At 57.6% G+C, this 19,833-nt stretch carries 17 protein-coding genes; 8 read left to right on the top strand and 9 right to left on the bottom strand.

Annotation, left to right across the window (positions count from 1 at the left end):
• The first annotated feature begins 5 nt into the window (after window positions 1-5).
• The 8 genes from VLX68_02955 to VLX68_02920 all read left to right on the top strand — a co-directional run bounded on the left by VLX68_02955 (window position 6) and on the right by VLX68_02920 (window position 10,743).
• The gene (locus VLX68_02955; protein HUI91185.1) at window positions 6-1,352 is read left to right on the top strand and encodes a hypothetical protein; all 1,347 of its coding nucleotides are present in this window, start codon (window positions 6-8) and stop codon (window positions 1,350-1,352) included.
• A gap of 139 nt (window positions 1,353-1,491) precedes the next feature.
• On the top strand, window positions 1,492-2,394 hold the full coding sequence (locus VLX68_02950) for an NAD(+)/NADH kinase (protein ID HUI91184.1): 903 nt from the start codon (window positions 1,492-1,494) through the stop codon (window positions 2,392-2,394).
• Window positions 2,395-2,563: 169 nt separating this feature from the next.
• Complete coding sequence (gene recN, locus VLX68_02945) at window positions 2,564-4,228, top strand: DNA repair protein RecN (GenBank protein ID HUI91183.1); 1,665 nt, start codon at window positions 2,564-2,566, stop codon at window positions 4,226-4,228.
• Between the two features lie 440 nt (window positions 4,229-4,668).
• Window positions 4,669-6,168 carry a radical SAM protein gene (locus tag VLX68_02940; protein ID HUI91182.1) on the top strand — a complete coding sequence of 500 codons (1,500 nt, stop codon included), beginning with the start codon at window positions 4,669-4,671 and terminating at the stop codon, window positions 6,166-6,168.
• A gap of 268 nt (window positions 6,169-6,436) precedes the next feature.
• Window positions 6,437-6,832: a hypothetical protein gene (locus tag VLX68_02935; GenBank protein HUI91181.1), complete on the top strand. Its 396-nt coding sequence runs from the start codon at window positions 6,437-6,439 to the stop codon at window positions 6,830-6,832.
• Entirely contained in the window at window positions 6,832-7,833 is a 1,002-nt protein-coding gene (locus tag VLX68_02930) for an OmpA family protein (protein ID HUI91180.1), read from the top strand. Before VLX68_02935 ends, VLX68_02930 begins: the two co-directional genes overlap by 1 nt.
• Before the next feature lie 394 nt (window positions 7,834-8,227).
• Window positions 8,228-10,009, top strand: coding sequence for a DUF4153 domain-containing protein (locus tag VLX68_02925; protein ID HUI91179.1), 1,782 nt, complete (start codon window positions 8,228-8,230; stop codon window positions 10,007-10,009).
• Window positions 10,010-10,071: 62 nt separating this feature from the next.
• Window positions 10,072-10,743, top strand: a complete 672-nt coding sequence (locus VLX68_02920; GenBank protein ID HUI91178.1) for an isoprenylcysteine carboxylmethyltransferase family protein — start codon at window positions 10,072-10,074, stop codon at window positions 10,741-10,743.
• Between the two features lie 13 nt (window positions 10,744-10,756).
• Here VLX68_02920 and VLX68_02915 read toward each other — a convergent pair whose 3' ends face one another.
• The 9 genes from VLX68_02915 to VLX68_02875 all read right to left on the bottom strand — a co-directional run bounded on the left by VLX68_02915 (window position 10,757) and on the right by VLX68_02875 (window position 19,433).
• On the bottom strand, window positions 10,757-11,353 hold the full coding sequence (locus VLX68_02915; protein HUI91177.1) for a methyltransferase domain-containing protein: 597 nt from the start codon (window positions 11,351-11,353) through the stop codon (window positions 10,757-10,759).
• Between the two features lie 24 nt (window positions 11,354-11,377).
• Window positions 11,378-11,899 (bottom strand): zinc ribbon domain-containing protein, encoded by a 522-nt coding sequence (locus VLX68_02910; GenBank protein ID HUI91176.1) that lies wholly within the window; start codon window positions 11,897-11,899, stop codon window positions 11,378-11,380.
• Window positions 11,900-12,025: 126 nt separating this feature from the next.
• Window positions 12,026-13,153 carry an ABC transporter permease gene (locus tag VLX68_02905; GenBank protein ID HUI91175.1) on the bottom strand — a complete coding sequence of 376 codons (1,128 nt, stop codon included), beginning with the start codon at window positions 13,151-13,153 and terminating at the stop codon, window positions 12,026-12,028.
• Entirely contained in the window at window positions 13,150-14,256 is a 1,107-nt protein-coding gene (locus VLX68_02900) for an ABC transporter permease (protein HUI91174.1), read from the bottom strand. Before VLX68_02900 ends, VLX68_02905 begins: the two co-directional genes overlap by 4 nt.
• Window positions 14,253-14,984, bottom strand: coding sequence for an ABC transporter ATP-binding protein (locus VLX68_02895; GenBank protein HUI91173.1), 732 nt, complete (start codon window positions 14,982-14,984; stop codon window positions 14,253-14,255). Before VLX68_02895 ends, VLX68_02900 begins: the two co-directional genes overlap by 4 nt.
• A gap of 13 nt (window positions 14,985-14,997) precedes the next feature.
• Window positions 14,998-16,026 carry an ABC transporter ATP-binding protein gene (locus VLX68_02890; GenBank protein ID HUI91172.1) on the bottom strand — a complete coding sequence of 343 codons (1,029 nt, stop codon included), beginning with the start codon at window positions 16,024-16,026 and terminating at the stop codon, window positions 14,998-15,000.
• A 346-nt stretch (window positions 16,027-16,372) separates the two neighbouring features.
• Complete coding sequence (locus tag VLX68_02885) at window positions 16,373-17,290, bottom strand: HlyD family efflux transporter periplasmic adaptor subunit (GenBank protein HUI91171.1); 918 nt, start codon at window positions 17,288-17,290, stop codon at window positions 16,373-16,375.
• 131 nt (window positions 17,291-17,421) lie between these two features.
• The gene (locus VLX68_02880) at window positions 17,422-18,759 is read right to left on the bottom strand and encodes a TolC family protein (protein ID HUI91170.1); all 1,338 of its coding nucleotides are present in this window, start codon (window positions 18,757-18,759) and stop codon (window positions 17,422-17,424) included.
• Between the two features lie 5 nt (window positions 18,760-18,764).
• Window positions 18,765-19,433: a helix-turn-helix domain-containing protein gene (locus VLX68_02875; GenBank protein HUI91169.1), complete on the bottom strand. Its 669-nt coding sequence runs from the start codon at window positions 19,431-19,433 to the stop codon at window positions 18,765-18,767.
• Between the last annotated feature and the right edge of the window lie 400 nt (window positions 19,434-19,833).

Raw genomic sequence — 19,833 nt, 5'->3', positions numbered from 1 at the left:
ACGGCGTGCTTGAGGTTCGTGCTGCACGGGAAATGAAGGGGACGGTGGTGCTGCCGCCGTCAAGCGACTGTTTTTTCACGGCCGTTATCATGGGGCTCGCCGCCGGCGCCCCGGCACGGATATCGCCTCTGCGCGACATCCCGCTCGTGCCGTGGTGGGAAAAGATGCTCGCGGGCCATGCCGCGTTTACCTGCGACGGCGATAGCTGCACGGTGCAGCCGGTGAACGGGGATGCTCCGCCGCCGATCACGCTGTCGTACGACGAAATCCCTTACCGCGATTTTACCGTTTTTCTGCTTTTGGGACTAAAGAAAACGCTCGTGATCGACCCGCTGCCGAAGGCCAGGCTTGACGAATGGACAAAGCTTGCCGCAGAAATGGGGTGCGGGCTGCAGGCAAGCGGCGTCAACGGCAAAACCGCGCTGTCGCTTGACGGAGGAGACAATTTCAGGGTGCGCGACACGGTCAAGCGGACCGACGAGGTGCACCCGATCCTGGGACTTGCGCTGGGACTAAAAAAGCAGGTATCGCTGGTCACCGACACGGTGCTGGCGAGCCCGCTGCGCCACATTCTTCCGGCGTTCGGCTACACGCTGAGCGTCACGAGCAGCCTGCGCGATAACGCCGAAGACCCGCTCGTGCGGCGCATGCGCTTCATGCAGCTGGGGAAAAAGTCCGAGGGCCCGGTCATGTTCACGGTCGCGGCCGATTTTTCGAAACGCGAGGAGAAACAGGTCGAGGTGCGCGTGCCGGGCGACGACGTGCTCGCCGCGATTTTCGCCGTGGCGAAATGCATTGTGCCCAAGGGAAGCCTCATCATCGAAAACGCGGGGCTGGAGTCGTGGGAAACGGCGACCCTCGCGCTGTTCAAGAAAATGGGAGGCATCGTGGCCACGCAGGAGACCGGCGAAACGTCGTTCGGCTCGTGCGGGACCGTGGCCCTCGAGAAGTTCGGCCACAGCGGCAGGAAGGTGGAGTGCGCGCCGCTGTTCCAGTATGCGGCGCAGCTGCCCGCCATGGTGGTGCTCGCCGCGTTCGCCGAGGGCCAGTCGGTGTTCCGCGGCCTTGCCGATTTGCGCAACGACGAGCCCGACGCCATCGCGCAGCTTGTCTCATGCGTCAATCAGCTCGGCGCCCGCGTGGGCGAAATGCCCGACGGCCTCGTGATCGACGGCGACCGCCAGTTCGACGGTTTCGATATTTCAGGGGAGATGCCGGCGCCCGTGGCCGCGGCGTTTGCCGTGGCGGGTTTGCGTTGCATGGGCAAGACGACGGTGAATGACGGGGCGATTTTAAGACGGTGGCCCAGGTTTGAGGAAATTCTTAAATCAGTCTGTGAATTTAGAGAATGATTTCTTGCAAAGAACGCAAAGAAAAATTCACCGCAGAGACCTCAGAGAATAAATATTGAAGAGTGATAAGAAAAAAGATGATTTCTGACTGCTGACCGCTGAAATCTGGTTGCTTCCTTATAAATCAGGGATTATTATTATGAACATGAAGCCAATTACCTCGTACGGCATTATTGCCTTCAAAAAAAATCAGAAAATCCTTTCGGTCCTTGACCGGATTGTCAAATGGTCAAACGCCTCCAAGGTTCCGGTATTTTTCCACCCGGCGCTCACGTCGCACGTTTCACGGCCCGCGGGCGTGTGCGCGAGTGAGGAAGAATTGCTTGCCAAAAGCGAAGCGCTGATATCCGTGGGCGGCGACGGCACGTTCCTTTCCGCGGTTCACCTGTCGCATTTCTCGGGAAAGGCGGTGATCGGTGTCAATATGGGCGGCATCGGGTTCCTCACCGACATCGGGCCCGAGAGCCTCGAGGCCGACCTTGACAAAATGAGCAAGGGCGACTACCGTACCACCATGCGCATGCTGCTCGAGGCGCGCATCATGCGCGAAGGTAAAGAAGTAAAGGCCATGCGCGCGCTCAACGACATTTTCATCAACCGGTTCGACCAGCCCAAGCTCGTGTCGATAAAGGCGTGGTGCGGCGGCGAGTTCATCACCGAGTTCGTTTCCGACGGCCTCATCATCGCGTCGCCGGCAGGCTCCACTGCCTATTCGCTTTCCGCGGGCGGGCCCATCGTCGACCCAACGGTGAAGGCGTTTTTGCTCACGCCGATATGCCCGCACTCGCTCACCGAGCGTCCGCTCATTCTGCCGTGCGACAAGCAGGTGCGCCTCGTGGCGGGCGGCAGAAACGCCAGCGTGATGATCAGCGCCGACGGCATTGACAACATGCGCCTGACCATGGGCGACGAGGTCGTGGTGAGCTACTGCGGCGACCAGACCAATTTGCTGCAGCTTTCGGAGCGCTCGCATTTCGACTTGCTGCGCACCAAGCTCGGCTGGGGCAAGGACCTCAAGGCGGGGGAAAGGCCGGAAGAATAAAAAAATCACCACGGAGACACAGAGAGCATTGAGATAAATGAAATGAAGTTGAACGTTGAATGTTGAAAGTTGGAAGTGACAATGGAAGACGCATTCAACTTTAAACTATTTATAATCTCCGTGTCCTGCGAGTCTCTGTCGCGAATTCTTCTTTGCATTTGGAAAAATCATGATCCGCGAACTGCACATAAAAAACCTGGCCCTCATCGAGGACGTGCAGGTGGAATTTTCCGCCGGCTTCTCGGTGTTCACGGGGGAGACCGGCGCGGGCAAGTCGATCCTCGTCGGCGCCATCGGCCTTTTGCTGGGCGAGCGCGCGTCGGCCGAGCAGGTGCGCAGCGGCTTTGACGAAGCGGAAGTGAGCGGCGTGTTCGAGCTTTCCGCCATGCGAAAGCCGTTGGCCGATATTTTCGTTCAAAACAGCATCGGGGTGGAGGGCGGCGCGTGCATCGTGCGCCGCGTTATTTCAAGGAGCGGAAAGAACCGCGTGTACATCAACCAGGTGCCGGTGCCGCTCTCCGTGCTCAAAACCGTTGGCGACAACCTGGTGGATTTCCATGGACAGCACGAGCACCAGTCGCTGCTCGACCCGCAGAACGGCCAGCGCACCATCGATCGCCTGCCGGGGGTCGACAAACCGGCCGCCGAATACGCCGTCCGCTTTGCGGCGTACGTCGCGGCCCGCGGCGCGCTTGCCGAGCATGACAAACGCAGCGCGGACCTTGCGGCAAAACGCGACGTGCTCGAGTTCCAGTACAACGAGTTGAAGACGCTCGGCCTTGCCGTGGGCGAGGAGGCGAAGCTCGAGCAAGAACTTTCCCTTGCGTCAACGTCGGCCCAGCGCATCGAATGCGTGGCGCAAATCAACGACATCCTCGGCGGCGACGAGACCTCGATAAGCAGGCAGATCGGCATTATCAGGAAAAACTTGGAGCTCCTGAGCCGGTACGACGCTTCGGCGCAAGCCTGGCTCAACGATTTGCAGGCGCCTTCGGCGGTTTTTTCGGCGCTCGAGGCGTTTTGCGGCGAGTACCTTGAGAAATCGGGAGCATCGGTGAGTCCCGAACTGCTTGATGCGATAAACGCGAGGCTCGCCAAGATCCAGCGGCTCAAAAAGAAATATGCCTGCGATTTTGACGGCCTGCTGGCAAAGGAGCAGGCGCTCAAGGCCGACCTCGATGCGCTGGTCAACACCGATGCGGACCGCGGCGTTCTTGCCGGCAGGGAAAAGGCGGCGCTTGACGAATGCCTCAAGACGGGCCGCGGCCTCTCGTCCGCGCGCAGGAAGCACGCCGCGGTTTTCGACAAGGCCATCACAGGCCAGATGGTGAAGCTCGGCTTTACCGGAGGGGAATGGCACACCGAGTTCGTTCGGTTCGAGGCGCCGCAGGCCTTCGGCCTCGAGGACGCGCAATTCGCGGTGCGCACCAACCCGGGCGAACCGGTCCTCCCGCTTGTAAAGATTGCCTCGGGCGGCGAGATCTCGCGTCTCATGCTTGCCATCAAGGCCGTGCTCGCCGCGCACGACAATATACCGATCCTCGTGTTCGACGAAATCGACTCGGGCATCGGCGGCATGCTCGCGAAAGAGGTGGCCAAGGCGCTCGCGGCGCTGAGCGCCACGCACCAGCTGCTCTGCATTTCGCATTTGCACCAGATCGCCAGCCTTGCCGACCACCATTACCACGTGTACAAGGACGCGCAGGCCGGCCGCACCGTCACCATGGTGAAAAAACTTTCCGAAAAGGAAAAGGTCGCCGAAATTGCGCGCATGCTGGGGAGTGAAAGCGAGATATCCAAGAAGCATGCTGAGGAATTGCTGAAAAAGAAATAATTGATCGAAATTCATATTTTCTGTTAAAAAGATTTGGTATTTCATTATAAATAGTGGGGTTGTGCCTAAGCACGACGAATCGCGGCAAGGAGCCGGGGCCTTCAGCCCCTGGATCCCGACCTACTTTCTACAGCGAAAGAAAGTGGGCAAAGAACGCTTTTGCCTGCAGCGCCGCCTGGATCCCCCTCGGCAGTCGGGCCACTTGTGAACTCGCCAGGCCGGCAAGAAGCAAGATTAGCAGGCTCGGACAGCACAAGCGGCTGTTCCTCCTGCCTCGGGGCCGGCGCTGATGGCGAAGAAGAAAACACAGAAGGGCGTCTGGCTTATGCCCAGCGCCAGGCAGGATTGGAGGTCGCGCTAGAGCGCGATGCTGCCCGGCCATCGCCGCAAAGCGGCGGGGCGCCCAAATTTTTCTTTATTTATAAGTGAGAAAAATCTAAATGCCTCAGAAAAAAATTGTCTTTATTTATCCCGCGGGCGACGTGAAAATATTCGGCGGGAACGACGAGGAGTTCACCCAGCAGGAAAAAACAATTTCCCCGCCGCTGGGCATACTTTACCTTGCCGCTGAATTGATTGACGCGGGCTATGCTGTTGACTGTTGCGACTACAACGCCGAGAAATATACCGATGAGCATCTTTCCGCGCTCATCGCTGATGCCGACCTGGTGGGCATCTCGCTCTTGAGCTTCAGCAGGAAAAACGCGTTCGGCATCATCCGGAAGATCAACGCCATGCGCCCCGGCCTGGCCGTGATCGTGGGCGGTCCCGACTGCATCCTGCACCCACGGCCCATACCGGGCACGGTGCTGACCGTGGCGTGCGAGGCGGAAAAGGTCATCGTCGAGATCGTGGAGGCGGTGCTGGCCGGGAAAAGTCCGGAGCAATTGCCCGGCGTGATTTTCACCGACGCTTCCGGCGCGGTGAAAACCGGCAAGCCATACTATTATGTGGACGACCTTGACACGATAAAATTTCCGCGCCGCGATTTGCTGCGCGACAACAAGGGGTATTCCATTCTCGGCAAGCGCAGCCGCGACATCACCACGATCATCACGTCGCGGGGCTGCCCCAAAAAATGCACGTTCTGCGCGCACGCCGCGCTCGCGTACCAGAAATACCGGTCGCGCAGCGCCGAAAACGTGGTGGAGGAGATACGGCTCATCGCAGAACAGGGCTACCGGATCCTCGGCATCGTGGACGACAATTTCACCGCCGACAAAGTGCGCGCCAAGAAGATCCTGAGCGGTATCATCGGCCTTGGCGCCAGGCTCACCATGGCGGTGCAGGGAAGGGCCGACGCGGCCGACGCCGAGCTGTTTTCCCTCATGAAAAAGGCGGGCGTGGTGCTCATCACTTTCGGACTCGAGTCGGGCAACCAGGAGGTGCTTGACTTTTACAACAAAGGCGCGTCGGTGGAGACCATCGGCAACGCGGTGCGGCTCGCGGACAGGGCGGGGCTTTACACCGCGGGAATGTTCATTTTCGGCGCGCCCATGGAGACCGTGGAGCATTTCAGGCGCACCTACGAGTTCGCTGCGTCGCTGCCGCTCGACGTCACGAGCTTCTGGATCCTCGACTACACCTACGGGTCCATCCTATGGCAGAGGGCCCGCGAGCAGGGCAAGGTCACAGACGAGGACTTCAACACGCCCGCGGGCAAGGAACGCGGCACGAGCATCTATCCCACCAAGTTCATCGAGGAATTCGGCAGGAAAAGCTTTTTCAAATTTTACCGCAGGCCGTCGTACTGGCTGCGGCAGGCTGTGAAGTTTTGCAAAGTGCACAACCTGTATTTTTTGTGGGTGCTGTGGCTGGGGCTTGTATGGCTTGTGCAAAGAAGGATTGGGTTGTGGCTGGAACCGGTGCGCAGGTTGATGACAAATAAGAATAGCCGGAAGAAAACAGCCGATGCGGTTGCGGTCGATGCGGAGGCATAAGGTTACTTTTGTCCAGACCTCACCCCGACTCCTCTCCCACAAGGAGAGGGGAAACGGTGTAATTTACCGATAGGAAGAATACAAAACGCGGCAAATTTCCTATCGCCGCGCGTTAGGTGGCCCGGAGGGAGACCGGCCCTGCGTAGCAGGGTAACGCCCAGATTTTTTTAATTTTGGCTCCACAACGGCCAAATATTGGTTTGCATTACCCCCAAAACCCAATTATATTTTTTTCACAGCACTTCACCATTAACAGGCGAGGTTTCTTATGATAAGGAAATTGCTTGCCGGCATCGCATCGGCGGTGTTTGTCCTGTGCATGGGCGGTTGCGACGACACGGGATACAACATGCTTTTGCGTGCCGACCAGACCGAGGCGACGACGCTGAAGAACTACTGCGACCAGAACAACCTGAAGTCTCCCGACATCACCAGCGGCGACTCGCTGGTATCGCAGGCCAATATCAGGGACCAGGCCGGCCAGAAGGAAGACGCGTTTGCCGCGTTCGACCTGGCCATCATTTATTACCGCCTGGCCCTGTCGAAAATCGAGCTGGCCAAAACCGAAAAGGTCGTGGAGAGCGCGCGCCAGAAACTCAGCGACGATGATGAGCAGTTGAACACCTACAAGAAGGTGCTCGACGAGATGAAGGGAGGCAAGTAATGAAACGCATTCTTCTTCCCATCATCCTTGCGACGGCGGCGATATCCTTGTGGGCAGCGGCAGATTCGGCTTCGAAGCCTGCTCCGGCGCCCGCGCCAGCGGCCGCGCCCGCCGCCGCACCCGACACCTCGAGCCCCACGCACGGACCCGCGGCGCTGACCAACGCCGTCCTCGAGCTCAAGAACGAACTCAAGGACGCCTACCAGCAGCGGGCGAGCGGCAAGCTCACCGACATCGATCTTTACACATACGCATTGGCGCGCATCGAGGTCACCTACCAGTACATGCTCGAGAATTTCCCCGGCGGCCAGCAGAAGAAAGGCATCCTCAACTGGCTCGGGTCGGGCGTCAAGGAGAAGCGCGCGCTCGAAATGTTCAAGGCGTGCTCGCTTTCGGCAGAGGCCGCCATGCTCCAGTTCCAGCGCAACGACCTCGACAACGAACTCGCGAACATCTCGGCCAAGCGGGACTCCATCCACAGCGAGATCAACCAGATCGGCGACAAGATCGCCGGCATCGAGCGGGACAAGGCGTCTGAACTGAGGTCGAAGCTCGACGCGGAAAACGAGAAGAACCGCAAGCTACGCGAGGATGCCGAGAAAAAGTTCATGTCGCTACAGAGCGAGCTGATCAAGGTGAGAAAGGACGCGCGCGGCACCATCATCTCCGTGTCAGACCTGCTGTTCGGCTTTGACAAGGCCGACCTGACGCCCGACCTCAAGACCAGCCTCGCGAAGATCGCGGGCATTCTTATGGTGTATACCAAGTGCCGCGTGGCCGTGGAAGGCCATACCGACAACATCGGCACCGAGGCCTACAACAAGGACCTGTCCACGCGCCGTGCCAAGAACGTGCGCGACTACCTTGTTTCGCAGAGCATCCCGGAAAGCAGGCTCTCGTACGTGGGCTACGGGTTCAAGCGGCCCATCGCGACCAACAGCACGAAAGAGGGAAGGGCGAAGAACAGGCGGGTGGATCTGGTGGTTATTGACATAAAGTAAATTCGTTTTTCGTTGGTTGTCGATTGTAATTAAGGCTCGTGTCAAATGGCACGGGCCTTTTTATTTTTATAGAGACAAATTCAGTCCTATGGGCGGATGACGCAGCCATTTACCTGGCGGCGCTAATGGCGGGGAAGAAAAACAAGAATGATGCGCCACAAAAAACAAGAATGGAAGTTGACTTATGCCAAGCGTCAGGCCGGACTGGGGGCCGCGCTGGAGCGCGGTGCTGCCCGGACGCCGCCGCGGCGAAGCCGCGGAACGCCCAGACAGGCTTAACTAAGGCCACCTGCTTGGCGGGTGAATTCTTTACTTGATTTTTGAGAGCGCGGGAAGTGATTTATAATGTAACCTAATTTTATTGGATGAAAATTCCAGAAAGGCGACAATTACGATGAAATTCAAACTCCTCTCCCTCCGCGAATTGTCATCAGCCACACAAGAAACAGTGCGCCGCTTCCCCTTTTTGACGCTTTTTCTTATCGTCGGCGCCGCAAACCATCTCTTCATGGACATTTTCAAGCTAAATTCCTTGAATTACTTTTCACGCAATTTGTTCATGAGCATTCTTGTTCTGGTTCCTTTGCTGTATTCAATTCGGATGGCGGCCGAATCGGAATGGATACAAAAAAAGCTTGCGCTAATTCTGGAATTGTGCTCCGTCGCTTTTACGGCACTGTATTTCTTTTCCCTTCCCAACGCGGCATTGAAGACCTCCCATGAATCGATGTTCTGGCTCTATCTCGTGATTTCCTGCCTTCTGCCGTTTATTTCCGTGAAAAGCTGCCTGCGTTGCGACACACTGTTCTGGCATCTTCACGCGAACCTGTTTTCCCGGTCCCTCATCACCGCGCTTTACACCGTGGTCATCCTCGGCGGGACAAGTACGGCGCTCGCGGCGATCGACGCGTTGTTCAAGACCAAGCTCCTAGAACACCAGGAGATCAGGATAGTGATAGTGACACTGTGGATTTTCACGCCGCTGTTCTTTCTGGCCGGCGTGCCCGAGTTGAGAAATACCGAGGAAATCACCGCCTACAAACCCGGGTGGATCAAAAACATCGCCCTGTTCGTGCTGCTGCCGCTCACGACGGTGTACCTGGGCATTCTCTACGCGTACACGGGAAAAATCATTGCACAGTGGAAACTGCCGGACGGCATGGTTTCGTACCTCGTGCTTTCGTTTGCCGCTTTCGGCATCGCGTCGTTGATGATCGTTTTTCCGTTCCAGAAGGACGAGAATTCAAAATGGAGCGCGTGGTTCGGCCGGCCCTTTTACTATCTCCAGTTCCCGCTGCTGGTGCTGCTGGCGGTTGCGATTTACACAAGGGCATCGGAATACGGCGTCACCTTCCGGCGATATTACGTGGTCGAGCTGGCGGTGTGGCTCCTGTTCATCTCGGTCTTCATGACGGTGCGGAAAAACAAAAACCTGATCATGGTGCCGCTTTCGCTCTTCGCGTTCGCCTTTTGCTCCAGTTTCGGGCCATGGAGCGCGGACAATGTGTCTTTCCTGAACCAAAAGGCAAGGCTTAATGCCATTTTGAGAAAATACTCCCTGATCGAAAACGGAAAGCTTGCGAAATCCCGCGATGAACTGCCGAAAAAGGTGAAAGCAGACATTTGCTCCATCACGAAATATTTGTACGATTACGACAGGCTCGGCGTGTTTTCGGGATTCTCCAACAGCAAGGACACGCTGACGCCAAAGGCATTCGCATTGCAATTGGGGATCTCATACAAGGAACGGTGGCAATGGAATTATGATGAAAAGGAATGGTTCGGCTACTCTTTGTACGACACGACGTACGCGGTGGACAAAAATGATTTTGATTATTTTGTCAAAATGAGCGTCCCGACCCGCAATGCGCAGAAACCCGCCGTCATCGAAAAGGGCCGGTTAACGGTCGCGTATGACGGCATGCTGCAGGGGTTTGTTTTTTCCTCGCCGGGCGCCGGGTCATCGACAATACTTCTCAAGGACGTGATTGCCGCATTTGAAAAGGGACCCGCGGCGGGCTGTGGAAAAGTGGGGTTGTACCTTCATGAAGACGGAAACTTCAGCATCCTGTGCATGTTCGAAAACCTGTCGGGCAGGAAAAAAGAAACCGGGTTGGATTTGTCAACGGTCAATGTTGATTTTCTGGTGAAAAAAGTGAAGAGGGCTGTTCAATGAAATTGCTCAGCCCTCGCGGCAATCGGTGCGTAAGAGATTCATTTCCAGTGGCAGGACAAGACGTGCCGTTCGCTCTTGTCAAAAAAGCATTTGTCAACGGTCTGTTGTGCCTTTTGATGTTCGGCATTCCCTTATTCCTGGGCGCCGGCAGCCTTCGTTTCTTGAACGGCTGGCTCTTTCTCGGCGCATTTATCCTGCCGTTTCTCGCCGTCTTGCTGTACTTCGCTTTTGACAACCCGGATTATTTTAAGAAAAGGGTGAGAGGTGACGAGAAGGAAAGGCCCCAGCAGGTCGTCATGGCCCTGCTGGTTCTCTGCGCTCTTTTGATGCTGCTGGTTTCGGGGCTCGATTATCGGTTTCACTGGTCAAGCGTGCCGATGCAACTGGTGATTGCTTCTGCGGTCATGATGTTTGCCGGATTCATCATGCTTTTTGCCGTCATGAAACAAAACAGCTTTGCGTCACGCGTGATTGAGGTTCAGAGGGGCCAGAAAGTCATCGACACGGGAATGTATGCGGTCATCCGGCATCCGATGTACCTGGCATTCACGGTCATTTTTGGTTTTGCGCCGCTTGTACTGGGCTCGCTTTATTCGTTGATTCCGGCGGCAATCATTCCGTGCCTAATATCATTCAGGATTAAAAATGAAGAGGCGGTGCTTTCCAAAGGGCTGGAGGGATATGATGCGTACATGAAAAAAATAAGATACCGTTTGATACCTTTCGTATGGTAGCCCTGCGCCTGATTCAGCGATCGGCCTTTTTCTGCCCCACCGAAATCAGCACGAATCTCGTCCACATTCTCTTCTGTATCACCACGTCAAGCCCGGCTTCTTCGAACAACAGCCTGAGCTGCCCCTTGCTTTTCGCGTGTTCCCCGTGAAGATTTGCCAGCACCGCCGTGTGGTCGGCCAGGCAGAACCTTCCTCCGGGTTGCAGCACCCGCGCGATTTCCTTCAATGCCTTGCGCTGGTCCTCCCAGTGATGGAACGACATGCTGCTCATCACGAGGTCGGCCGAGTGATCCGGCAGCGGCAGGGATTCCGCTTTGGCAACCGTGAATTCCGCGTTCGGGTTGAGGCGCCGGGCCGCCGAGATCATGTTGGGGGCGGGATCGGCGCCGGAAAATTTCGCCCCCGGCCATTGCGTCGCCGCCAGATAGAGCAGCCTGCCCGTGCCGCAGCCGACGTCGAGCACGCTCGCGGGCGGCGCCGCGGATGAATTGCAAATGTCAAGCACCCTCGAATGGATGGGGCCGAAGAACAGCCGCTGGAGAAACGAACGGTCGTAGGTCTTTGCCCATTCGTTGAAGCGCCGTATTTCGAGGTCCGATTGTGTTGGCATTTGTAACCTCAAGAGAGGAAATATTTACAAATCGTAAACATTTTCGTCCCGTTCCATTTTCGTCTTTTTAGGAGCGGCCGGTTTGCCGGTCTCGCCCTTTTCGGGTAAAATAAAGGGGTCCTCGTTTTCCAGCGAGTCGCCGATTTCCGCCTCGATCGCATCAGGGTCTTCGCCGGACTCAAGCCTCGCCAGCGCATCGTTCATCTTGTCGTTGTATTTAAGCCCTGTCATGTCCGAAAGCTTTCGCATGAGGTTTGCCGCTTGGCGCGGATCGTTTTCGTCCATGCGGCCGGCTTCGCTTGCAAGCGTCTCCATGGCCTTTGCCATTTTTCCCTCATCAATGGGCAGGTCGTCGGTCGGCTTAGCTCCGGCTTGGTCATCTTCTCCCTTTTTCGACCCGCCGCCCACGGCGAACAGGGATATGCGGCGCTCGAGTTTTCGCTTTTTGCATTTCGGACAATCAGGGATCTTCTTGGTGTTCACGGTGCGCGAGAAAAAGGTGAATATGGTGTTGCAGTTTGGGCAGGAGAATTCGTAAAAAGGCATGGTTATCTAACTCCGAAATCAGATAATGGCTTGATGAAAAAATACTTGAATCCCGGCGCGTGTGGTGATAAGGAGACAGCGGTCATCGGTCGGCGGTCAGCAGTATACCTCTCCCCCGGAAAATCTTTATGAAACTTTTCTCTGAAACGCCGCCAATGCCGCGCCGAACAGCACGGTGCCGATCACGAGCATCGCCGCGGCCTGCGGCCACAGCTCGGCAAGCCCGCTGCCCTTGAGAAACATGGAGCGCAGCACGAACATGAAATAGCGCAGCGGGTTGATGTAGGTGAGCTTCTGCACCCATGCGGGCATTTGTTCGAGGGGCAGAAAGAGTCCTGAGAGGAACAAAAAGAAAATGAGAAAGAACCACAGCATGAACAATACCTGCTGCGGGGTGCGCGCCACAGTCGAAACGAGGATACCCACGCCCAGCGACGACATCATGTACACGGCGCCGAACAAAAGCAGCACGCCGAAGTTGCCGTGGAACGGGACGCGGAACCAGAGCGTAGCGAGCACCAGCACCACGGTCAGCTCGACCAGCCCGATGAGCGCGTAGGGCACCACCTTGCCCATCACCACATGCACCGGGCCGATGGGCGTCACCATGAGCTGCTCGAGCGTCCCCGACATCTTCTCGCGCACGATGGAAAATCCCGTGAGCAGCGCCGTGATCATGGTGACCAGGACCACGGCGAGGGCCGGTATCATGTACCAGGACGACTTGAGCATGGGGTTGAAAAAGATTTCGGGCCGGACGTCGACGGGCAGCACGGTGCGCACATTCACGCCGGCGGCAGCGAGGCGCTGCTTGAGCATGCCGCGGCTCCACAGCAGGATGATGGACTGGATGTAGCCCGACGAGACGTTCGACGAGTTCGCGTCCTGTCCGTCCACCAGGAGCCCGACGTCGTCGGCGGCGCCGTTGCCGAGGTTTTTGCCGAAGTCGGCGGGAATCAGCAAGGCGAGCCTCGCGTCGCCTCTGTCAAGCATGAGCCGGGCTTCCGTTTCGGAGCCTGCGTATCCCTTGAATATGAAGAACGGGTTGTGCTGGATGGTCTGCACCAGGTCGCGGCTCGCCGGCGTGTCGCTTCTGTCAACCGCGGCGATGGTGACGTTCTTGACCTCGGTGGTGATGGCGTAGCCCAGGATGAACATGAGCACGAACACGGGCGCGATCATGAGGCGTATCGTAATCTCGTCGGCCCTGATATGGGCGAATTCCTTCTGGATTACCAGTCTGAGAAAGTTCATGCCTTCTCCCTGAACGCCCGCACCGACAGCGCGAGCAGAAAAAGTCCCATGAGCGACAGCACCAGCACGGGCGGCCACAGCACCGCCATCCCCACGCCCTTGAGGATCACCCCGCGGATGATCTGGAGGAAGTAAGTCGGGGGAAGTATTGCCGACAGAACCTGCAGCCATACCGGCATGCTCGCCACCGGAAAAATGAACCCGGACAGCATCACCGTGGGCAGGATGGTGGGCGGCATGACCATGAGCATGGCGTGTTCCTGTTTTTTCGCCACGGTGCTCACGAGCAGGCCCACGCTCAGCGCCACGAAAATGAAGATGAACGCCGCGGCCGAGAGCAGGAGCAGGCTGCCCATGATGTGCACGCCGAACACGAACCGCCCGACCGCGAGGATGATGAACCCGTCGAGCGCGGAAAGCACGATGTAGGGCGCGATTTTACCAACAAGAATTTCGACGGGCCGCACGGGCGAAATGAGCAGCTGTTCCATGGTGCCGTGCTCCTTTTCGCGCGTGATGGTGAGCGACGTGAGCAGCGCGCAGATCATCATGAGGAACAGCGCGACCAAACCGGGCACGAAAAACTGGGCGGCCTTCTGCTGCGGGTTGTAAAGAATGGTCTGTTTCACCGTGATGCCCGCGGGCATGCGCAATTGCAGCAGGTCGAACACCGTTTTCTGTAAAAACGGTTCGGCGGCGTTGCGCAGGATGGTGCCGAGGTTCTGGTCCGCCCCGTCGATGAGCACCTGCACCGTTGCGGGCGCGCCGCCGCGGCGCAGGTCGGCGGTGAATCCCGGCATGAAGCGGATAATGGCGCGGATGTTCGTGGTCTTGAACACCTCGAGCGGGTCCTGCAGCGTGCGCACGGTCCCCGAGACCTTGAACAGGCTGCTGTGGTCCACGGCCCTTGCGATGGCCGCGGTTTCGGGCGTGGGCTGCGGGTCGACGATGAGCACCGGCACGTCGTTGATGTTCACGTCGAACGCGTAGCCGTACAGAAACATCATGAACGTGGGCATGGCGATGATGATGATGAGCGACTGCCAGTCGCGCAGGATGTGCCACGTTTCCTTGCGCAGGATCGCAAACAGCCGCCGGTTCACTGCGCGCCCCCTTCCACGATGGCCAGGAACGCGTCGTGCAGCGTGGCAACGCCGTGGCGCCGCTTGAGCGCGGCGGGAGAGTCCACGGCCGCTATCCTGCCGCTCACCATGATGGAGATGCGGTTGCAATATTCGGCCTCGTCCATATGGTGCGTGGTGACGAACACGGTGGTGCCGCCGGCGGAAAGCTCCTGAATCAGGTCCCAGAAGTTGCGGCGGCTTACGGGGTCCACCGAGCCCGTCGGCTCGTCGAGAAAAAGAATTTCCGGTTTGTGAAGATTGGCGCAGGCCAGGGAGAGCCGCTGCTGCCATCCCCAGGGAATATCGGACGTGGTGCGGCCGAGCAGGTCGAGCAGGCCCAGAAAGCCGGCCATGGCGCTGATGCGTTCGTCAAGGGCCTTTCCCGAAAGGCCGTAGAGCGACCCGTAGAAGCGGAGGTTGTCCATGACCTTGAGGTCGGAATACAGCGAAAATTTCTGCGACATATACCCGATGCGCGTGCGGATGCTGGCCGTCTGCCTCATGATGTCGAACCCTGCCACATGGCCTTCCCCGCTGGTGGGGTTGAGCAGGCCGCACAGCATGCGGATGGCCGTGGTCTTGCCCGCGCCGTTGGCGCCCAAAAAGCCGAAGATTTCGCCCTTGTCAACAGCGATGCTGATGCGGTCGACCGCGGTGAAGCCGCCGAACTTTTTGGTGAGGTCTTTTGTTTCTATTGAGAGAGCCATAGGACCGAAAATTCTATCCGTTGAGTTCTTCCACTTCACCCTTCCCCGCTTCGCTCGGCTTCCCCTCTCTTGAAAGAGGGGATTGCGCCCGCCCGACAGGAGGGGCGGAAAGCGCCGCGGGATGAGTTGACAAATGATAAATGAACGCGTCCTCGATTCCCGGCCGGATGCGGGCGGCCGTTTGAGCGGCCGGAACTGCCGGATGCACCAGGGATAACAGCCGGTCTTCGTCCATGGACGTGTCCGAGCAGGTGGCGTGCAGTGCGCCGGAACTCGGGTATATCGCCGCAATCCCCTGTGGCAGGGCCCTGCCGCGCGGCCAGGCGAGCGATCCGGCCGGACTTTCCACTCTGTAAAGAAGGTACGGAAACGACGACACGAGCGCGGCCGGTGTGCCGGCGGCAATGACCCTGCCGTGATCGAGCAGCAGCAGGTCGTCGCATTTTCCGGCCTCGTCCATGTAGGGCGTTGAAAACAGGATAGCGATCCCTTGGCTGCGCAAGTCGCGCAAAATTTCCCAGAATTCCTTGCGCGACACCGGGTCAACGCCCGTGGTGGGCTCGTCGAGAAACAGCACCCGCGGGGTATGGACCAGGCAGCAGCAGAGCGCCAGCTTCTGCTTCATGCCGCCTGAAAGGTTTGCCGCACGCCTGCCGCGGAACGGCTCGAGCCGCGCGAACGACAGCAGCCGCTGCATTCGCGCATCGCGCTCGGCCGCCGACACGTCAAAGATGTCGGCGAAGAACGTGAGGTTCTCCTCCACCGACAAATCGGGGTAGAGCGAAAACTTCTGCGGCATGTAGCCGATCATGGTGCGGATCTTCTTGTAATCCTTCTGCGCGTCCATGCCGAGCACGCGCGCCTCGCCCTTGTCCGCGTCGATGAGCGTGGTCAGGATGCGCATGAGCGTGCTCTTGCCCGCGCCGTCGGCGCCGATAAGGCCGAAGAGGCAGCCGTGCGGAACATTGAAGCTCACGCCGTCGAGTGCTTTTTCGCCGGAGTAGTTTTTGTAAAGGTCTTTTATTTCGATGGAATAATTCATAATAGTCTTTTTAATTCAATTGGGCGTTCCCCTCGCCCTCGGCAAACCTCAGGCTCGGGTCGGCCGTCCTTCCGGTCTCGCCTTCGGCTCGGGCTGCCACGGCCCCTATATGCCTTCGGCGAGGGCCGGGCAGCACCGCGCTCCGGCGCGGCCTCCAGTCGCCCCTAACGCGGCAGCGGAGTTCCGATTAGTCAACTTCGGCCGTGGCGCCCATCGAACATCTATCGACAAAAGGCGACCTCACCCCGGCCCTGCGGGCCGCCCCTCTCCGAATCGGAGAGGGGAAATATGATTTGTTGCCATCGTTTCACGCGCGGCTAAAATCGTATCGCCAGATAACCTAAATTTATCTCCATACCTCAACCGGAAGTCCTCTTTTTAATATCCCGTCTTTGTTAGCCGCTAATGCTCGAATCTTAAAAACCAATTCATTCCTGCTTTCTCTCGTTTGGATATTTTTCGGCGAAAATTCTGCATCGCTTGAAATCCAGGTAATCTGTGCGGGAACAAACGTCTCTTTCTTTTTATTGCCGCTTCCCTGATCATCCAGTCTTATCCGTACGGCCTGGCCGAGCCTGAACCCGGCGAGCATGGTCTGCGGTACGTAGAAATCGACCTGCATGGTGTCGTAAGCGCCGATTTCGAACACCGGGTTGCCGGGCAGCGCCACCTCGCCGAGGTTTTTATATTTTGTCAAGACCGTGCCCGGCGCCGGCGACCGCACGTAGCAGTGCGCGATCTGGTTCATGAGCTCGGCCTTCTGCGCGTTGATCGTGCTTATTTTTGCCGCGAGTGCCGTAAGCGACATCTTGTTGGCCTGCACCCTGAGGCTTGACGATTCTACCTGGGTCTGCAGGTTGTCCTTCTGCTGCGAGGGCGCCGACCCCTGGGCAACGAGCTCCGCGATCCGCTTGTATTCGCGCTCGACGCCCTTCACGTCGGATTCCTGCGACGAGAGCTGGTCTTTCTGCGCGGCAATGCTGCCGAGGAGCTCTGCGAGCGACGTGTTGACCTCGTTGACCCTGAGCACCAGGGGCACCGTGTCGATGACGGCGATGAGCTCGCCCTTGGCCACCTGCTGGCCTTCCTCTTTGTACAGCGCAACGATGGTGCCCTGGGCCGTGGTGGCGACCTGGTAGGTCTGCGCCTCGACCACGGCCGAGCCGATGAAGTTCTTGCTGTTCATGGAACTGCAGGAGAGGAGAAATCCAAGCGTGATAAGCAGGATGATTTTCAGGACGTTCGCGGGTTGTCTGGTATTCATATGCACCTCTTTCATTTATTGATGAGCAGTCAGTTTTCAGCGGTCAGCAGCAAGTAAAAACACATTCTTTTATTTACTCTTCACTCTTCACTTTTTTCTCTGTGTCCTCTGTGTCTCAGCGGTGATTTTTTTTAAAACTTAAGTTCCTTTCCTGACGCGAAATACAGTTGCAGTACGGCCATGTTCCTCATGAACGCGGCCTGCTTCACGGCCAGGGCGGCGCGCGCGCGTGCGGTGAGCGCATTCAGGTAATCGGTCTGGGTCACGATGCCCGCGGTGAGGCTGTTCTTTGCATCGGTGACCACCGCTTCTGCGGCGGCAAGCGAGGCCTGCGCCGCGTCCTGCTGGCGAATCGCCCGCGTGATCTGCAACTTCGCGTTCTTGATCGCATTGTTAAATGCGTCAATCTGCTGCTGCTTCTGGTATTTGATGATCTCCGCCTGCTGCGCCGTCTGCTTTCTCTGGTTGGTCACCTTGAACCCGTCGAACAGGTTCCATTTGAGGGTCAGGCCGGCCTCGGCATAGCCCATGAAATCGGTGCCGCCCATTCTGAGCCCGGGGTTTCCGTACCGGTATCCGGCGACCGCGATGAGGTTGGGATATTTCTGGCCGCGGATGATGTCCTGGAGAGCGAGCAATTGGTTCATGCCGAGGTCCATGGCCGCGAGCTCCGGCCGCGTGTCGTTGAGCGTCACGGTGTCGAGCGCCATGAGCGCGGCCGGATCGAGGTCGAACGAGTACTCCTCGGGCACGGGGGCCGAATCTTTACATTGGGTAAAGTCCACGAGTTCAAGCCTGAGCGAGTCGGTCTGGTTCTGCGCGGTCACGAGGTCGGCCTTTGCGCTCGCGAGCCGCGCCAGCGCATCGAGCACGTTCGACGACGACGCGACGCCGCCGGTCTTGAGGTTCTTCACCTGAGCGGCCTGCTCGGTGAGCTGCGTCACGAGCGTCTGGTACACCTCGGCCTGGCCGTACGACAGGCTCCAGAGGAAATACAGCGCGCCCAGTTTAAAGGAAAGCTGGCTCTTAAGCCCTTCGTTCTGCGCGTCCTTCATCTGGAGGCCGAGGTGCCGGTACCGCACGTTGAAGATGTTGACAAACGCGGACGTGATCGGGTAACTCAGGTCGAGGCCGGCCTCGGCGCGGTAGTAGTTGCCCATGGTGAGCGATTTTCCGGCCAGGGCCGACAGCGGGCTCGCCGGGGGCACGGGGAGGTTGTCCGGGAACTTTATGGAGTTTCGCTCCGAGAAATAATCATACGATCCCACTACGTCGAGCGACGGCCACCATCCCGACTTGGCCTCCGCCTCCTCGAAGGATTTTTTGCAGTAGTCCTGGTACGCCGCGACGATGTCGAGATTGTTGTACAAAAGGGATTCCTGCGCCTGCCTCAGGCTGAGGCTGAAAATGATGGCCGGAAGGCAGAGAAGGACAATGACCACTTTAAAAATCTCGCCATTTTTTCTCATTGTTATTACTCCTTGAGCAGGATTCCTTCGCAAATCATGTCGGTGATGGCCTTTATTCTTGTTTCGTAAAATTCCTCATCATAGGTGAGGGTAAGTCCCGAAGCCCGCGAGAGCATTTCTGACGCGGGCCGGGAAACGTAGGTCACCATGATCATGCCGATGAGGTTTAGAATAAAATGGATGGGTTCGATTTTTCTGATTCTACCTGCGCGGATTTCGCTGCTCAGAAGCGAGGTGAGCCTTTTTGGTCCTTCACCGAGCGATGCGATCACTTGGTTGAGAATGAGAGGCACGTTCTTGTCGCGATGCAGGAGCTGATGAATCAAGATCAGGGGATATTCCGGGTTTTGCGCGAACGTATTGATGTACGCGGACACCAGCGTGGAAATCACGGTGCGCGCATCCGCTGGCGTGCCTGCGCTGTCGAGCTCCCGGTTTATCTTGCCCCAGATGGTGGTGACTAGGTCGCGTATAATGATATGGAAAAGTTTTTCCTTTGTCCTGAAATAATAATGCAGCAGCGCCTTGTTCACGCCGGCCCTGTCCGCAATGGCTTGCATCCGGGTGCCGTCGATGCCGCGCTCGCAGAACTCCTGCCGCGCCGCGGCAAGGATCTTCTGCTCGGTGGTAAGATCAGGGGGAGGTAATGCCTTTTTTATTTTTTGCTTGACCATATGGTTTAACCGTATGGTTAAATATAACGGAAATTAAAAGATAAATCAATATAAAAAATCCGGGCGCCCCGCCGCGAAGCACGGCGGCGGCCCTCCTTAATGGTTGCGTTGCGAAGGTGCGACGCCTCGCGAGCGCGATGCGAGCGAACTCGCGCGCACCTTTGCTGGAAGGGGTGCGCCCCCGGATCGTCCCGCGTCGCGCGGGAAAGCCGGGGCCAGGGGAAACCGCGAAGTGGTTGCCCCACCAGATATCTTCTCTAGGTGATTATAAACGATTTGGCACCAAAAAGCTCAGCTTTTGAGTGATTATTTGAAACAGATTATTCTTTCTGTTGTTATATCTAAATTCCATTTCTTTTAAATAAAGGGGGAAGTGTTGCTTGGAGACACCATGGAACTT

This window comes from Chitinivibrionales bacterium (assembly GCA_035516255.1).
Classification (GTDB): Bacteria; Fibrobacterota; Chitinivibrionia; order Chitinivibrionales; family FEN-1185; genus FEN-1185.
The sequence above is the reverse complement of the archived record's forward strand: the minus strand, read 5'-3'. Positions and strand labels throughout refer to the sequence as shown.

What these genes read in the sequence shown, in the direction of transcription:
- VLX68_02950 (HUI91184.1), top strand. Translation starts at nt 1,492, where the DNA reads ATGAACATGAAGCCAATTACCTCGTACGGCATTATTGCCTTCAAAAAA.
- recN (HUI91183.1), top strand. Translation starts at nt 2,564, where the DNA reads ATGATCCGCGAACTGCACATAAAAAACCTGGCCCTCATCGAGGACGTG.
- VLX68_02940 (HUI91182.1), top strand. Translation starts at nt 4,669, where the DNA reads ATGCCTCAGAAAAAAATTGTCTTTATTTATCCCGCGGGCGACGTGAAA.
- VLX68_02935 (HUI91181.1), top strand. Translation starts at nt 6,437, where the DNA reads ATGATAAGGAAATTGCTTGCCGGCATCGCATCGGCGGTGTTTGTCCTG.
- VLX68_02930 (HUI91180.1), top strand. Translation starts at nt 6,832, where the DNA reads ATGAAACGCATTCTTCTTCCCATCATCCTTGCGACGGCGGCGATATCC.
- VLX68_02925 (HUI91179.1), top strand. Translation starts at nt 8,228, where the DNA reads ATGAAATTCAAACTCCTCTCCCTCCGCGAATTGTCATCAGCCACACAA.
- VLX68_02915 (HUI91177.1), bottom strand. Translation starts at nt 11,353, where the DNA reads ATGCCAACACAATCGGACCTCGAAATACGGCGCTTCAACGAATGGGCA.
- VLX68_02910 (HUI91176.1), bottom strand. Translation starts at nt 11,899, where the DNA reads ATGCCTTTTTACGAATTCTCCTGCCCAAACTGCAACACCATATTCACC.
- VLX68_02905 (HUI91175.1), bottom strand. Translation starts at nt 13,153, where the DNA reads ATGAACTTTCTCAGACTGGTAATCCAGAAGGAATTCGCCCATATCAGG.
- VLX68_02895 (HUI91173.1), bottom strand. Translation starts at nt 14,984, where the DNA reads ATGGCTCTCTCAATAGAAACAAAAGACCTCACCAAAAAGTTCGGCGGC.
- VLX68_02890 (HUI91172.1), bottom strand. Translation starts at nt 16,026, where the DNA reads ATGAATTATTCCATCGAAATAAAAGACCTTTACAAAAACTACTCCGGC.
- VLX68_02885 (HUI91171.1), bottom strand. Translation starts at nt 17,290, where the DNA reads ATGAATACCAGACAACCCGCGAACGTCCTGAAAATCATCCTGCTTATC.
- VLX68_02880 (HUI91170.1), bottom strand. Translation starts at nt 18,759, where the DNA reads ATGAGAAAAAATGGCGAGATTTTTAAAGTGGTCATTGTCCTTCTCTGC.
- VLX68_02875 (HUI91169.1), bottom strand. Translation starts at nt 19,433, where the DNA reads ATGGTCAAGCAAAAAATAAAAAAGGCATTACCTCCCCCTGATCTTACC.